Source organism: Leyella stercorea, from assembly GCF_021531655.1.
In genome coordinates this window covers 45,282-60,257 of the sequence record NZ_JADYUF010000020.1, presented here as the reverse complement: position 1 = coordinate 60,257, position 14,976 = coordinate 45,282, and the positions used below count along the sequence as shown (strand labels likewise).

The following is a 14,976-nucleotide window of genomic DNA, read 5'->3' as shown; positions in this document are numbered from 1 at the left end:
AACGAATTTCTTCATTCTCGCTTCTTGTACTACTTTATCTGTCTTATGTAAATCTTTTCAAAGAACTCTTTCTCTTATATCTTTCGGTTTTATTTCCCCTCAGTTAGCCGCGGAATTTTCAACCCGAAAGCAGATGCAAAGGTATGACTTTTTGCTTAACCACCAAAGCTTTTGCGCGAAAAAGTTTAAAAAGCATACCTATTTTAACATTCTTTTACTAAAAAACCGTATTATTTCTTAAGAATAGGCTCACAAGTGAGGTTTACGCCAAGCTTCTTGAATATCTTCTGATCGACATCGCTGAGCATTACTGTGCAGTGAACCTGGCATCCACGGAGCTTTGGCAGCTGCTGCAATGCACGACGGCAGTTCTCATCGTTCTCCGAAAGCACCGACAACGCCACAAGTACTTCGTCAGTATGGAGTCGCGGGTTGCGTCCACCGAGATAGTTGATTTTGGTGTACTGTATCGGTTCGATGAGCGACTGCGGGAGGAGTTTCAAGCTATGATCGATTCCTGCAAGATGCTTCATCACATTAAGCAGAAGTGCAGCCGAACATCCGAGCAGTTCGCTCGACTTGGCTGTGATGATAGTACCGTCTTCAAGTTCGATAGCCGACGACGTATGTCCGGTAAGCTTCTTGTAGTTCTTGGCAGCCGTTGTGGTGCGTCGGAAGTCGGTTGTAATCTTAGCCTGATTGAACAGCATCTGTATCTTGGCTATCTCCGCCTCGTTGCAAGCGCCACGTGCAAGCTTGTTGGTGGCATCGTAGTAGCGGCGTACTATCTCGTTCTTGGAAGCTTCGCAGCATGCATCGTCGTCGCTGATGCAGAATCCCACCATATTAACACCCATGTCTGTAGGCGACTTGTATGGATTGGTGCCGTAGATACCCTCGAAGAGAGCGTTGAGCACGGGGAAGATTTCGATGTCGCGATTGTAGTTGATGGCAGTCTTGCCATAAGCCTCAAGATGGAAGGGGTCGATCATGTTGACATCGTTGAGGTCGGCAGTGGCTGCCTCGTAGGCTATGTTGACGGGATGCTTGAGCGGAAGGTTCCACACCGGGAAGGTCTCGAACTTGGCATAACCGGCACGCACGCCACGCTTGTTTTCGTTGTAGAGCTGGCTCAAGCATACAGCCATCTTACCGCTACCGGGACCTGGGGCTGTAACGATGACAAGCGGACGCTCTGTCTCTACGTAATCGTTCTTGCCGAAGCCCTCGTCAGAAGCAATAAGGCTCACATTATGAGGATAGCCCTCTATAAGATAATGGTAATAGGTCTTGATACCTTCGCGCTCCAGTCGCTGACGGAAGGCTGTGGCAGCTGGCTGACCGTTGTAATGAGTGATGACAACCGAGCCAACCATGAAGCCTCGATTCTGGAATTCGCCACGCAGACGCAGCACATCCTCATCGTAAGTGATGCCGAGGTCGGCACGCTTCTTGTTCTTCTCGATGTCAGTGGCACTAATCACCATTACAATCTCGATGCTGTCACTTAGTTTCTGGAACATGCGCAACTTGCTGTCGGGTGTAAATCCAGGCAGTACTCTGCTTGCGTGATGGTCGTCGAAGAGCTTGCCTCCCAGTTCGAGATACAATTTTCCGTCAAACTGTGAGATGCGCTCCTTAATGTGCTCAGACTGAATTTTCTGATACTTCTCGTTGTCAAATCCTATTCTCATACTTTACTAAATCTGAATTTTGGATGCAAAATTACAAAAAAATAAGCAAACACAAAGAAAAAATGTAGTCCTTTTGGGTTGCAAATGTAGTCCTTTTACTGTCCAAAAGGACTACATTTGTAAGGTAAAAGGAGTCCTTTTGAAGCGTAAAAGGACTCCTTTTGGAAAACGGCGGGATAATGGCTGTTACACCTTATTATATATATAGCACTCAAACCGGACAAGCGCAGCACACCCGAACGACAAACCCAGCCCACCAACAAGGAAACGCCTCCAGCACCACCCCACCCTACTGTAAATAGGTTTTTTAACAAAAAAAACGCAAACAAAAGCCCAACTATCGGAAAAGATTCGTTATATTTGCTTTTGATAAAGACAACATTATAAACTTTAAAACTTTAACGACATGAAAGCATTAGGTTACATTGGCGCATTTCTCGGCGGCGCTATCGCTGGAACAGCATTAGGAATACTCTTGGCACCGGAAAAAGGCAGCGAGACACGTACAAAGATTGGTGACGCAGTAGACGATTTCTGCAAGAAGCACAACATCCGCGTAAGCCGCAAGGAGGTTGAAGATCTCGTTGACGACATCAAGGAAGCAACTGACGCCGACAACGAATAATCAAATATCTCCAACCAGCATACAGTCGAAATGTTCTCAACCGACAAAAACATAGAGACAATAGCGCAACTCATTGAGGTTGTGAGGCATTACATCGGGCTTCAGTCAAAGTACATGAAGCTCGATGTAATTGACAAGATTGTGCGCCTGTTTACAGCCCTTATAATGGTGGCGCTGCTCTCGTTGCTGCTCTTCATCGGCCTGATATATCTGTCGTTTGCTGCCGTATATGCTCTTGAACCGCTCATGGGCACAGCTGCCGCATTTGCGTGCATAGCCGGTGTTTACTTTGTAGTGCTCCTGCTGTTTGTAGTGTTCAGAAAGAAATGGATAGAGCGTCCGCTTGTGCGGTTTCTCGCCAGCATGCTTATGCAGGAATAGTCCATACCTAAGCTGAAGCATACACTAACGTAATTGCAGCACGACACACAAATAAGTGAAACATCCAAACAATAAATAAGCCGTATGAAACAAGACAATACAGTACACAGCGAACGCAAATTCAGTTCGCTCGACGACATAAGGGCATACAAGGAAGAATTGCTGGAGCAGATAAGACAGGACCGTGACGTAATATCGACAAAATGGAACGACCTGTTTCACCGGGAAGAGCCAACCCCACAGAGCAAGGCCCAGAAGATAATGAAAATGCTCAGTATGGGCACGGGCGTGCTCGACGGAGCTATGCTCGGATGGAAACTCTACCGCAAATATCAAGAAGGCGCTTTCCTATTCGGAAAACGTAGACGCAAATAAAAAGCCTATTGCCATTACAGCAATAGGCTTTTTATTTTTATATTCAATTTGTAATGCAACCAATATTAGTCGGCATTAAACTCTGACAAATCAACGAACTTGCCACGAGCCTTGCGGTCGGCAATGGCTTTCTGAAGACGCTTGCGACGTGAAGGCGCAATCCACTGACGGGCGAATACGTTAGGAATAGCCACACCAATGGCTATACACATGATGGTAATGGCTGAACCCATGCCGAACTTCACTGCATTGGTCAACTCGCCTACAACACCCTGCATCTCGATCAAAGCCACAAGAGCACGATACATGAGCACACCCGGCACCATAGGAATAACGCTCGGGATTGACAATACGTGATGGGGCACGTGGAACCAGTGTACTGCCTTGACGCAGATGAGCGAAATGAGCGCACTGCCAGCAAGCGAGCCGATTGCCAGTCCCATATCGAGACCGATGTTGTTGTTAGACGGACCAAGATTGACAAAGTTGCGTGTACATACTGCAATGATACCACCGATAGCTACTACCCACAACAGTCGACGCTGAATATTGAAAATCATAGAGAAGCCCATAGCCGAAATGGCGGCGGCAGCAGCGTAGCTTATATAATTATTGTGGGGAATCATCGGGATGGTATAGAACTGCGTCAAGTCGAAGTTGGACAGCTTCAGGAAGAAAGCAATACCAAACGACATAGCCACAATCATAAGGAACGTATTGATGGCACGCGTGAGTCCCACCTGTATATAATTGTCGAGCATGTCATCGACAAAGTTGATGAGAGGCACACCGGGCACGATGAAGAGCGCACAAGCCAACAGCGGATGCAGCGGTGTAGAAGTCCACGACGACGGAAGCCACATTGTAAGGAAAGCGATGAGCGTGCTGACGAAAGCAGCCACGGCAATGCCCATATAGTTGTTGAATCCCTTGCGAAGCAACCAGCCGCGCAGATACATGCCAATGGCAGCTGCCAACGATGCATAGAAGAAAGCAATCCAGTCGCAGCCGAACTGAATACAGAATCCACCGCAGGCAAAACCGGTTCCGATAGCCACCTGAAGCGGAGTGTAATTGCGCGGACGCTGACGAATCTTCTCGAGTTCTTCGGCATACTGCTCGATAGTGTAGTCCTCGGCGATGGCCTGCCATGAGAGCTTAGAGATGAGCGAAATGGTAGTCATGTTGATGCCGTGCTTGGTGCAGCGCTGAAACTTGGTGAACGAGTGTTCGCCGTCGCTGAGGTTCACCATGAGCATGTTGAACTGCACATACACATGGAGGTGCTCCTCGGGCAATCCGAGAAAAGCGGCCACACGGTTCATGTTGCGGATGATACGGTTGGTGTCGGCAGCGCTCTCGACAAGCATCTGACCAGTCTTCAAAAGCAAGTCGAGCTTGCGACGTAACAATTTTTCTTTGTCAAGTTCTTGAATCTGAGACATACGTTCTCTTTTTGTACTTTGATAAAATCTGTAAAATAGTTGTAGTTTACCTGCAAAACGTGTGCAAAGGTACGCTTTTTTTATGACATTATAAAATGTACGCATTCAAATATTAATAAGATTAATGGACAAGTGTCGGCAAAAAGTGTTATCTTTGCATTATTATAAACCAATAAAACACATTCATCAGTATGAAGGGTTTCATCAAAAGCGTACTCGCAACTATCGTAGGCATAGTTGTATTTGTAATCATAGCCGGAATATTCGGCGTGATGAGCATTGTAGGAATGGTGGCCTCGGGCCAGGCTACACAAACCGTGGAAGACGGTTCTGTACTCGTATTAGACCTATCTGGAACCATCGAGGAGCAGGGACAGGATGACATTATAGGCAAACTGACTGGCTCCTACGCATCGACTACGGGCCTCAACGACATACTCGCAGCCATAGGCAAAGCCAAGGACAACCCCAACGTGAAGGGAATATACATAGAGGCTGGCGTGCTAAGCGCAAGCTATGCCACACTGCAGGAGATACGTGGCGCACTGGAGCAGTTCCGCAAGAGCGGCAAGTGGATTGTAGCCTACGCCGACTCATACTCGCAAGGCGCCTACTACGTGTCGTCGGCTGCCAACAAGGTGTACATCAACCCGCAAGGTATGCTCGAATGGCACGGAATAGGCACCCAACCCATATTCTACAAGGACCTGCTTGCCAAGTTCGGCGTAAAGTTCCAGGTTGTGAAGGTTGGAACATTCAAGAGCGCCACCGAGACATATACCGAAGAGCACATGAGCGATGCCAACCGCCTGCAGACCCAGACCTTTGTGGGAGGAATGTGGAACAACGTGTGCCAGGCTGTAAGCAAGAGCCGCGGCATAAGCATCGACTCGCTCAACTCATACGCTGATGAACTGACAGAGTTCCAGCCTACCAACCTGCTCGTAAAGCGCAAGATGGTGGACGGTGTAATGTACACCGACAAGGTGAAGGACGTTGTGAAGAAGATGCTTAAGCTTGAAGACGACGATACGGTGCCGCAAATCAGCGTGAGCGACATGCTCAACACAAAGGACACAAATACTGCCGACGACGAGATTGCCGTATACTATGCCTACGGCAGCATCGTACAGAGCGATGCCGCATCGGCACTGACCGGTGGCGGACATAACATAGTAGCATCTAAGGTGTGCAAAGACCTCGAAGCACTGATGAACGACGACGGCGTCAAGGCTGTAGTAATACGCATCAATTCGGGTGGCGGCGACGCATACGCATCCGAACAGATATGGCACCAGGTGAGCATGCTGAAGCAGAAGAAGCCTGTAGTGATATCAATGGGCGATTATGCCGCATCGGGCGCCTACTATATGTCGGCTCCGGCATCGTGGATTGTGGCACAGCCCAACACCCTGACGGGCAGCATCGGAATATTCGCTGCCATTCCAGACATGAGCGGACTGGTGACACAGAAGCTCGGAGTGAAGTTTGACGAGGTGAAGACCAACCGCCACACTACCTTCGGCAACATAATGGCTCGTCCGTTCAGCGCTGAAGAGACAGCCATACTGCAGGCTTATGTCAACCGTGGCTACCAACTCTTCCGCAAGCGTGTAGCCGATGGACGACACATGCCGACAGAAGCTGTTGAAAAGATAGCACAAGGACGTGTATGGCTTGGCAACGATGCGTTGAAGATAAAGCTGGTAGACCAGCTTGGAAGTCTTGACGATGCTGTGCGTAAGGCTGCACAACTTGCCAAGGTGAAGAGCTACTACACAACCGACTACCCGGCTCCTTTGTCATGGACCGACCAGCTGCTCAGCTCTGTCAGCGGCGGCAACTACCTCGACGAACAGCTACGTCTGACGCTGGGCGACATGTATGAGCCGTTCTGCATGATGCGCAATCTCAACAACCGACAGGCTCTGCAGGCACGCATGCCATACGTATTGAACATTAGATAGCAAACAAAAAAAATGAGAACAGAAGGAGATTTCATAAAAATAAATGAGTGGCTTATGCCTTTGAGCTGGCTGTACGGCATCGGTGTGCGAATACGCAACTGGATGTTTGACATCGGAATGCTCAAAAGCCAAAGCTACGACATACCCATCATATCGGTGGGCAACATCACCGTGGGAGGTTCGGGCAAGACCCCTCACGTGGAATATCTCATAAACCTGTTGCACGACAAGTTGAAGATCGGAGTGCTCTCGCGCGGATACAAGCGCAAGAGCCACGGTTATGTGCTTGCCCATAAGGACACTACTATGCCCGAGATAGGCGACGAGCCCTATCAGATGCGACGTAAGTTTGACGACATATACGTGGCTGTAGACCGCAACCGCCGCAACGGCATCGACCGCCTTACGCACGACGACGAAACCAAGGACATCGACGTGATACTGCTCGACGATGCCTATCAGCACCGATATGTGAAGCCGGGCATCAACATACTGCTCGTCGACTACCACCGACTCATAATCTACGACAAGCTGTTGCCTGCCGGACGCATGCGCGAACCGCAGGAGGGCAAGTCGAGAGCCGACATAGTAATAGTGACAAAATGTCCGAAAGACCTGAAGCCGATGGAATATCGTGTACTGAAACGTGCCATGAACCTGTACCCATATCAGGAACTTTACTTCACCACGCTGCAATACGAAACGCTGAAACCCGTTTTCGAGGGTGAACGCAAATCTATCAGCTCGCTGCCGAAGGACATCAACATACTGCTGCTTACGGGCATCGCGTCGCCACAACAGATGATAGTAGACCTGCAACCCGTGTCGAAGAACATTACACCCGTCACCTTCGGCGACCACCATCAGTTTACCGACGCCGACATAGAGCGCATATGCCAGACATTCGACTCAATGCCTTCGCCCAAAATGATTATAACAACCGAGAAGGACGCAACGCGACTGACGCATACGGGCGACATCCCCGACGACGTTAAGAAGAACATCTACGCCCTACCTATCAGAATAAAATTCATGCAGGACGGCGAAGAGGAGTTTAACAATAAAATCATAAGCTATGTACGAAAAAATTCAAGAAACAGCATCTTGGCTAAAACAAAGGATGACCACAAGTCCTGAAACAGCCATCATACTCGGTACCGGACTCGGACAACTTGCCACGGAGATAACCGACAGCTACAAATTTTCATATAAGGACATACCTAACTTCCCCGTGTCGACAGTTGAAGGACATGCCGGAAAACTGATTTTCGGCAAACTCGGAGGCAAGGACATAATGGCTATGGAGGGACGCTTCCACTACTACGAGGGCTACTCGATGAAGGAGGTGACTTTCCCCATACGCGTCATGTACGAACTGGGCATCAAGACCCTGTTTGTAAGTAATGCGTCGGGCGGCATGAATCCCGAATTCAAGATTGGCGACCTCATGATCATCACCGACCATATCAACCTCTTCCCCGAACATCCGCTGCGCGGAAAGAACTTCCCCACGGGCCCGCGCTTCCCTGACATGCACGAGACATACGACCACGCTCTCATCAACGAGGCTGACAACATAGCCCGCGAGAAGGGCATCCGTGTGGTGCATGGCGTATACGTGGGCGTACAGGGTCCAACATTCGAGACTCCTGCCGAATATCGTATGTATCACCGCATGGGGGGCGACGCTGTGGGTATGAGCACCGTGCCTGAAGTCATTGTGGCTCACCATTGCGGCATACGCACCTTCGGCATATCCGTAATAACCGACCTCGGACTGGAGGACACGCCTGTTGAGGTGTCGCACGAGGAAGTGCAGGTGGCTGCCAATGCCGCCCAACCGCTCATGACCGAAATAATGCGCGAGATGATACGCAGAGCATAAATCACACATTATATAATATATATGACAGATATTTCAAAACTCGGTGAGTTCGGACTGATCCATCATCTCACCGATAACATAAAGACAAAGAACGAATCTACTATCAAAGGCGTGGGCGACGACTGCGCCGTACTGCACTATCCCGACTCAGAAGTGCTCGTGACTACCGATATGCTTATGGAGGGTGTACACTTCGACCTTACCTACATCGACATGCAGCACCTCGGATATAAGTCGGCTATGGTCAACATCAGCGACATATTCGCCATGAACGGCACTCCGCGACAGCTCACTGTGAGCTTGGCACTGAGCAAGCGATTCAAGGTGGAGGACATGGAGCAGTTCTACAGCGGTCTGCGTATGGCTTGCGAGAAATGGGGAGTTGACATCGCAGGTGGCGACACCACATCATCTTATACTGGTTTGGCTATAAGCATCACTTGTATAGGCGAGGCTCGCAAGGAGGACATTGTATATCGCAACGGTGCAAAGGACACCGACCTTATCTGCGTTACGGGCGACCTCGGAGCTGCCTATATGGGTCTGCAGCTGCTCGAACGCGAAAAGAGCGTCTACTATCAGCAGGTGGACGAGGCTCGCAAGAAGAACGACAAGCGTGCCCTGGAACAGTTACGCGACTTCCAGCCCGACTTTGCAGGAAAGGAATATCTGCTGCAACGCCAGTTGCAGACTGAAGCTCGTGGCGACATCATTGCACGCTTCCGCGAACTCAACATCCACCCTACTGCCATGATGGACATCAGCGACGGACTGTCGAGCGAACTGATGCACATCTGCAAACAGTCGAACTGCGGATGCCGAATCTACGAGAAGAACATTCCTATCGACTACCAGACTGCTGTCATGGCTGAAGAGCTGAACATGAATGTCACTACTTGTGCCCTGAACGGCGGCGAAGACTACGAATTGCTCTTCACCGTACCTATCGGCGACCACGAAAAGATTCAGCAGATGGATGGTGTGAAGATGATTGGACATATCACTCGCCCAGAACTCGGACAAATGCTCGTGACACGCGACAACCAGGAGTTTGAACTGAAAGCGCAGGGATGGAATCCGCTGAGCAAGTAATGATTGTTTTTTGAGAGTTGAGAATTGAGAGTTGAGAGTTATGATATGTATTGTATGCTATTGTTATTGATTGTGATGAATAATCCAAATGAGCAATCAAGCTAATCATAACTCTCAATTCTCCACTCTCAACTAACTCTCAACTAACTCTCAACTTTCAACTAACTCTCAAATTTCAACTAACTCTCAAATTTCAACGATTTTGGCTTTTAAAAGCAAAAAAAAATCGGATTTCGTTTTGTCAATTAAAAAATTATTTGTACCTTTGCACTCGCTAAACAAAACACAGTTGGTGCCATAGCTCAGTTGGTAGAGCAAAGGACTGAAAATCCTTGTGTCCCCGGTTCGATTCCTGGTGGCACCACGATAAAAAGGAGTTACTCTTGAAGAGTAACTCCTTTTTTGTTGTTATGGTGTTTTGTTGTGGTGGTGGGATTACCAAACCGTTTTGTAAAATATATAAGATTCGCCATATTCAAATGTGTACAAACAAAAACGACCCGCACATTTGAGCATCGTTGAGAGGCTTGGCGGGTTCTCGTGCTGCAAATATACGAATACACTCATTGATAATATATACTTTTCAGCATGGAAAATCACGCAAAATGGATTTCTTTGAAGTTCTTATATTTAATAATGTTAAATAGGGCTATAAAGCCATGTTCTTTCTACAAAATAAGAAAGAATATGAGAAAAAATGTTACCTTTGCATTGTCTATACCCATACCGGAAGCCCCGATGGGCAGAGGTTGGGCAGACATATATACATATAAGGCGTAACTGTACGCTTTGGTTTTGACGCAGTAAGAATCTGGCAGTTCGAGCAAAGTTGTCAAGAACAAAGCAACGGGAACGCCTCATAAGGTGTATTGTATACAGCCCTCATTGGCTTCGGACGATTCTATTGTTCATTGTCAAGAGTGCTTTCTATATACTTACACATGCGTGGGGCTTTCGGCGTTGCTCGTTTCGGACGAACAGGGCAATGCGAAGGCCTTAACAAGTGGAACGAGTGACAGGATTGGCTCCACGTTTTCATGTATATATACTAACCTTTTGTAAAACAAGCCAATATGGTAGCCGTTGGCAAAAAACATATGTAATATGGCAATATCAAGTATTGAGCATCGAAGCGGTTGGTATGATATATTCGATGCACGAGGTAAAAAAGCAAAAACTATTCCTGACTACATCGGAGAACTACTGGGGTGGAGTGACAGGTTTTTCATTGTTATGAAAGGTTCTTACTATGACACCTACGATGAGCAAGGTAAAAAAATAAAATCAATTCCAACATTCATCGGCAATTTCGTTTCTATCTGCGCTGATCAATTCATTGTCAGAAAGGGTTCATATCTTGATACATACGATGCTTGGGGAAAGAAAATAAGCTCTCGTGTTGCAAGATAAAATTTAGTAACCAACAAACTCTCCACTGTCATAATGGGGAGTTTGTTTTTATGACACCAGAAAAATAGCTCTTTTATGGAAAACAAAAGATTCTTCACATACACAGCAATTGCTGCTTGTATGATATGTGCTATTGCGGTAGCTTTCAATGTTTTTACGGACTTAGAGTTACCTGGCAGAATCATGGCTGCAATATTAGGCGTTGTCATTACGGCAACCATAACACAGGTTCTTCTTCAGGGACAAACCCAAAAAGAGGGAACGTTGAAACGGAATTCTAAAATATTCGAGGAAAAATTGAAAATATATCAGAATTTTCTCAACAGTCTCTACAAAGCCGTAAAAGACGGAAAATTAACCGACAGTGAGAAGATGGAGCTTCAATTCCAGACATCTCTTGTAGCCATGCATTGTGACCCTAAATTCATCAAGACTATAAGTGAGGCAGTAAATGGCGTGATAAAAAGCACTTGTCCAAACAAAGGTGATGAACATACTCCGCAGACAGCACTAATAGCCAGTCTGTTTGATGTGGTAGAAGCATTCAGACAGGATTTGTATCCAGATGAATTTGAAAAATTCGACAAAGAAGACAGGGACTATGCTATCAAGAAATTTGACGATGCATATCAGAATGCAAATGAGGGTGAAGATTCTCCAAAGGAGCATCTCATTGTTGATGTAAATTTGCTTTCTAATATATCAACGCTAATAACGCAAGCGACAACTCAAAATAGCCCAGAACTTGCTGACGACAATAACCCAAAGGTAAATAGCATAGAGAAGGAAAGTACAGGCAATCTTGGAAGTTTATGGGAAAAAGCTATTGAAAGATGGAAAAACGCAGGATGGACAGTAAACCCCGAGCCAATAACCGAGGAACGTCCTTTGTGGCTGAAGAGGGAAGATGGTGTTCTAGGCGAAATATACATGGGATTTCATGATGGTCATTACTATTTGGAGGCGAGTTATGAGAACGATTCCAATTTCTCGCAATGCCTGAAATGGAAGAATGGAGGTCGAAGAAGATATGGAGAGTGGTGGGAATATCCGCCATTATGTTTTGACACTCCACAAGGAGAATTCTTGCAGAAATTTGAATCTTCCTTAGAACTACGGAAGTATATTATAGACAAGGTGGAATACCTGCAATCTGTCATCATGAAGAATGATCTTACAACCCGTTGGATGAAGGCTGTAGGCAAGCAGAAAGACTGGTATTTGTTCACTTGGTATTGGTCTACTCTTGCCTGTGAATACCAGAATGATGCGGAAGGGAAAATCTATATGGATACTATGCCTATTGAGGGTAAGGAATCAGCAATCATCCAGTTGGGCAATAGGGCTAACGACAGAGAACTGCTCAAACAAACTTTGAATAGAATCGGATTGGCAGACAGAATCAGCGAAATTCAAGAAGACTGCTTCATCAACTTGGAAGAAACAGGCTCGTTAGATCCAAATGTCATAGGAGACAAACTGCAGCATTGGATAAAACTGATATCCGAATCTGTACCATCATCTGCCAATTGACTAACAGAAAAAGATTTTTCGAATATGAATAGTTTTGCAGCAATTGACTTTGAGACAGCCAACCAGCACCGCTCCAGCGTGTGCAGTGTTGGAGTGGTAGTTGTGCACAATGGCAAGGTGACGGACAAACTGTATCGGCTGATAAAGCCGACTCCCAATTTCTACACTTACTGGTGTACAGAAGTGCATGGAATGACCAATGCGGACACTGATGATGCTATGGATTTTCCAGAAGTATGGGCAGAAATTGCACCGCATATCCATGGCTTACCATTGGTTGCCCACAACAGTCCGTTTGACGAGAGTTGCCTGAAGGCTGCATTTGAGGCATACGACATGGAGTATCCTGGGTATAGATTCTACTGCACATGCCGTGCTTCAAGAAAATTGTTGGGGGACAAACTTCCCAATCATCAACTTCAAACTGTTGCTGCATATTGTGGATACGACCTCACCAAACATCACCATGCAATGGCAGATGCGGAAGCTTGCGCTGCCATTGCAATTAAACTCATAGACCTTTAAATGTTTTCATCATGGACGCTTCAACAACTATAAATCAAATGCTGTCGGGCAACAAAATCTTTGTCCCGACTTATCAAAGAGCATATTCCTGGGAAGACAAGCAGACAAAGCAGTTTCTTGTGGACTTGCAGGATTATGTAGAAAGCCATACGGCATCAAGTTATTATTTCGGACATTTTCTGTTCGAGGATAAAGGCAGTCGCAATTTTGCCATCATTGACGGTCAACAGCGTCTGACCACTATTACTATATTCATCTCCGCCATCTACAGAAGATTGGAAGAGTTGGCAGGGTCTTTATCAGAGGATGACGTTTTTCTTTATGGCACTCTTGTGAAAGTCGGACAAACCTACAGATTCTCTACTGTTGATTACGATAACCAATTGTTCCGTGACTATGTCATCAATAAAGTAAAAACTGACCGTAATGGGTTGGAGACAGAATCACAAAAGCGTATTGTCGCGGCTTACGACTACTTTGTTAGTCAATTGAATGCCTATGACGAGGAGTCATTGCATGATATATTAGAAGCAGTCGTAAATGCCACTTGCACTACGCATACAGTAAAGGACGAGACTGAAGCCATCCAGATGTTCATCTTCCAGAACAACCGTGGCAAAAAGCCATCCAATCTTGAAATAATCAAAGCGCAGTTCCTATACAATATTCATCTTTATTGTACATCTGAAGATGAGAAGGCAGAGTTGATAAGCGAGGTAAAGAATCGCTTTGAACACATCTACAAATCTATATCAAAGATAGAAGGCAATATAGATGAGGATGATATACTCACATACACTTTGCGTGTGTACTTCAATAGACTGGATGCAAGCAATGCCTTGCAAAGAGTGGATGAAGAATTAGGGAAAGATGATTCACGCATCAATTTCATTCGCAGTTTCACCCATTCACTTGCTGATAGTTTTGAACAAATGACCGTTTTCTTCCACAACGAGCAAACGGATATTATGGCACACACACTGTGGATTATCGGCCAGCCTGCTATTATTTTTCCATTTGTAATCAAGGCTTATAGCAATGGCGTTTCTGATGACGATTTCAGATTATTAGCCAAGGCTCTAACCTCTGTATTCTTGCGTCACAGAGTTATTGGTACACGCGCTGTTCTCACATGGAGATTGAATGATGTCTTCAAGGAATTTGAAGGTGACGTTCATGCTGTTGTCAATCATATAGAATGGATGAAGACTACAACAGACGGATGGTGGGATTATTGGAACAACGTTGAATTTAAACGTATGCTTGAAGGCAATTTCGATGGAGGACATGGCATTGCCAAAATCATCCTTTGGCTTTATGAGAATCACCTAATAGAAAAGGGCAAGTCTGGCTATGGGTTGAAACGTTATGATGCTGTTGAGAAATCTCAGTGTGAGCATATTGCTCCAAACACAGAAAATCAAGATGCCAATAGTGGCTATTGTCCGTACGATGATGAATTTAGAGAGTCGTATCTAAATTGTCTCGGAAACTACTTGCTGCTTTCTGGCCATCATAACGAATCTATCGGAAACAATTCTTTTGAAGCTAAACGAAACACCTATACCCAGTTACTCCAGCAACAGGAAATACGTAATATGACAGAACAGGATCATCTTTGGGACAAGGCTAAAATTGACAAAAGAAAAGAGCTTATTGTTGATTTTGTGATGGCAACATTCTAACTAATTATGACCTCAATGGAAGTCTACACCTTCCATTGAGGCTGCAAAGCTATCGTCAAATAGACTGCTGTCGTGAATACTCGTCATACGTGGATAGATGTCTGCAATCTCTGTCAACGCCTTCATACCAGCCTGAGCCCAAATCTTATTGATTATCTGTTGCTGGTATAAAACAGCTGTTTTTTCTAAAAAAAATTCAGTCTTCTACCATTTATATATTATCGATGCCCCTTAACATTGACGTTAACTCTCCTCGTTACTTATTCGTTACTTCTTCATTCGCTCTCCGATATTTCTCCGTTACACCTTCGTTATGGCTTCGTTATGCCTCCATTATGCCTTCGCTTCGTTAACGAAGG

13 protein-coding genes and 1 tRNA gene are annotated in these 14,976 nt (G+C 46.0%); 12 read left to right on the top strand and 2 right to left on the bottom strand.

From position 1 onward, the window contains the following. Nucleotides 1-230: 230 nt before the first annotated feature. Nucleotides 231-1,694, bottom strand: coding sequence for a DUF1846 domain-containing protein (locus tag I6E49_RS07460; protein ID WP_235401463.1), 1,464 nt, complete (start codon nucleotides 1,692-1,694; stop codon nucleotides 231-233). Between the two features lie 406 nt (nucleotides 1,695-2,100). Between I6E49_RS07460 and I6E49_RS07455 the strand changes: the two genes are divergently transcribed. The 3 genes from I6E49_RS07455 to I6E49_RS07445 all read left to right on the top strand — a co-directional run bounded on the left by I6E49_RS07455 (nucleotide 2,101) and on the right by I6E49_RS07445 (nucleotide 3,075). Further along, nucleotides 2,101-2,319 carry a YtxH domain-containing protein gene (locus I6E49_RS07455; RefSeq protein WP_235394452.1) on the top strand — a complete coding sequence of 73 codons (219 nt, stop codon included), beginning with the start codon at nucleotides 2,101-2,103 and terminating at the stop codon, nucleotides 2,317-2,319. A 30-nt stretch (nucleotides 2,320-2,349) separates the two neighbouring features. Then, entirely contained in the window at nucleotides 2,350-2,700 is a 351-nt protein-coding gene (locus I6E49_RS07450; protein ID WP_235394451.1) for a phage holin family protein, read from the top strand. A gap of 84 nt (nucleotides 2,701-2,784) precedes the next feature. Continuing rightward, nucleotides 2,785-3,075, top strand: coding sequence for a hypothetical protein (locus tag I6E49_RS07445; RefSeq protein WP_235401460.1), 291 nt, complete (start codon nucleotides 2,785-2,787; stop codon nucleotides 3,073-3,075). Between the two features lie 65 nt (nucleotides 3,076-3,140). On the opposite strand, the gene I6E49_RS07440 is transcribed toward I6E49_RS07445, so the two are convergent. After that, nucleotides 3,141-4,520 (bottom strand): threonine/serine ThrE exporter family protein, encoded by a 1,380-nt coding sequence (locus tag I6E49_RS07440; RefSeq protein ID WP_235401457.1) that lies wholly within the window; start codon nucleotides 4,518-4,520, stop codon nucleotides 3,141-3,143. 191 nt (nucleotides 4,521-4,711) lie between these two features. On the opposite strand from I6E49_RS07440, the gene sppA reads away from it, so the two are divergent. The 9 genes from sppA (at nucleotide 4,712) to I6E49_RS07395 (ending at nucleotide 14,617) form a co-directional block, all read left to right on the top strand. Next, nucleotides 4,712-6,487, top strand: coding sequence for a signal peptide peptidase SppA (gene sppA, locus I6E49_RS07435; protein ID WP_235401454.1), 1,776 nt, complete (start codon nucleotides 4,712-4,714; stop codon nucleotides 6,485-6,487). A gap of 12 nt (nucleotides 6,488-6,499) precedes the next feature. Beyond that, the gene (lpxK, locus tag I6E49_RS07430) at nucleotides 6,500-7,624 is read left to right on the top strand and encodes a tetraacyldisaccharide 4'-kinase (protein WP_235401451.1); all 1,125 of its coding nucleotides are present in this window, start codon (nucleotides 6,500-6,502) and stop codon (nucleotides 7,622-7,624) included. Beyond that, nucleotides 7,563-8,372, top strand: coding sequence for a purine-nucleoside phosphorylase (locus tag I6E49_RS07425; protein ID WP_441006966.1), 810 nt, complete (start codon nucleotides 7,563-7,565; stop codon nucleotides 8,370-8,372). The genes lpxK and I6E49_RS07425 overlap by 62 nt, the downstream gene beginning before the upstream one ends. 21 nt (nucleotides 8,373-8,393) lie before the next feature. Beyond that, nucleotides 8,394-9,464 carry a thiamine-phosphate kinase gene (gene thiL, locus I6E49_RS07420; RefSeq protein ID WP_235401445.1) on the top strand — a complete coding sequence of 357 codons (1,071 nt, stop codon included), beginning with the start codon at nucleotides 8,394-8,396 and terminating at the stop codon, nucleotides 9,462-9,464. Between the two features lie 291 nt (nucleotides 9,465-9,755). Next, a tRNA-Phe gene (locus I6E49_RS07415) sits at nucleotides 9,756-9,828 on the top strand. Between the two features lie 740 nt (nucleotides 9,829-10,568). After that, nucleotides 10,569-10,874 (top strand): hypothetical protein, encoded by a 306-nt coding sequence (locus I6E49_RS07410; protein WP_235401442.1) that lies wholly within the window; start codon nucleotides 10,569-10,571, stop codon nucleotides 10,872-10,874. A 75-nt stretch (nucleotides 10,875-10,949) separates the two neighbouring features. Continuing rightward, entirely contained in the window at nucleotides 10,950-12,407 is a 1,458-nt protein-coding gene (locus tag I6E49_RS07405) for a hypothetical protein (protein ID WP_235401440.1), read from the top strand. Nucleotides 12,408-12,431: 24 nt separating this feature from the next. Continuing rightward, nucleotides 12,432-12,932, top strand: coding sequence for an exonuclease domain-containing protein (locus I6E49_RS07400; protein WP_235401438.1), 501 nt, complete (start codon nucleotides 12,432-12,434; stop codon nucleotides 12,930-12,932). Between the two features lie 11 nt (nucleotides 12,933-12,943). Further along, a complete protein-coding gene (locus tag I6E49_RS07395; protein ID WP_235401435.1) occupies nucleotides 12,944-14,617 on the top strand; it encodes a DUF262 domain-containing protein in 1,674 nt (557 codons plus the stop codon). The last annotated feature ends 359 nt before the right edge of the window (nucleotides 14,618-14,976 follow it).

Bases quoted from the DNA above. Each gene is read 5' to 3' on its own strand.
- I6E49_RS07460 (WP_235401463.1), bottom strand. From the start codon at position 1,694: ATGAGAATAGGATTTGACAACGAGAAGTATCAGAAAATTCAGTCTGAG.
- I6E49_RS07455 (WP_235394452.1), top strand. From the start codon at position 2,101: ATGAAAGCATTAGGTTACATTGGCGCATTTCTCGGCGGCGCTATCGCT.
- I6E49_RS07450 (WP_235394451.1), top strand. From the start codon at position 2,350: ATGTTCTCAACCGACAAAAACATAGAGACAATAGCGCAACTCATTGAG.
- I6E49_RS07445 (WP_235401460.1), top strand. From the start codon at position 2,785: ATGAAACAAGACAATACAGTACACAGCGAACGCAAATTCAGTTCGCTC.
- I6E49_RS07440 (WP_235401457.1), bottom strand. From the start codon at position 4,520: ATGTCTCAGATTCAAGAACTTGACAAAGAAAAATTGTTACGTCGCAAG.
- sppA (WP_235401454.1), top strand. From the start codon at position 4,712: ATGAAGGGTTTCATCAAAAGCGTACTCGCAACTATCGTAGGCATAGTT.
- lpxK (WP_235401451.1), top strand. From the start codon at position 6,500: ATGAGAACAGAAGGAGATTTCATAAAAATAAATGAGTGGCTTATGCCT.
- I6E49_RS07425 (WP_441006966.1), top strand. From the start codon at position 7,563: ATGTACGAAAAAATTCAAGAAACAGCATCTTGGCTAAAACAAAGGATG.
- thiL (WP_235401445.1), top strand. From the start codon at position 8,394: ATGACAGATATTTCAAAACTCGGTGAGTTCGGACTGATCCATCATCTC.
- I6E49_RS07410 (WP_235401442.1), top strand. From the start codon at position 10,569: ATGGCAATATCAAGTATTGAGCATCGAAGCGGTTGGTATGATATATTC.
- I6E49_RS07405 (WP_235401440.1), top strand. From the start codon at position 10,950: ATGGAAAACAAAAGATTCTTCACATACACAGCAATTGCTGCTTGTATG.
- I6E49_RS07400 (WP_235401438.1), top strand. From the start codon at position 12,432: ATGAATAGTTTTGCAGCAATTGACTTTGAGACAGCCAACCAGCACCGC.
- I6E49_RS07395 (WP_235401435.1), top strand. From the start codon at position 12,944: ATGGACGCTTCAACAACTATAAATCAAATGCTGTCGGGCAACAAAATC.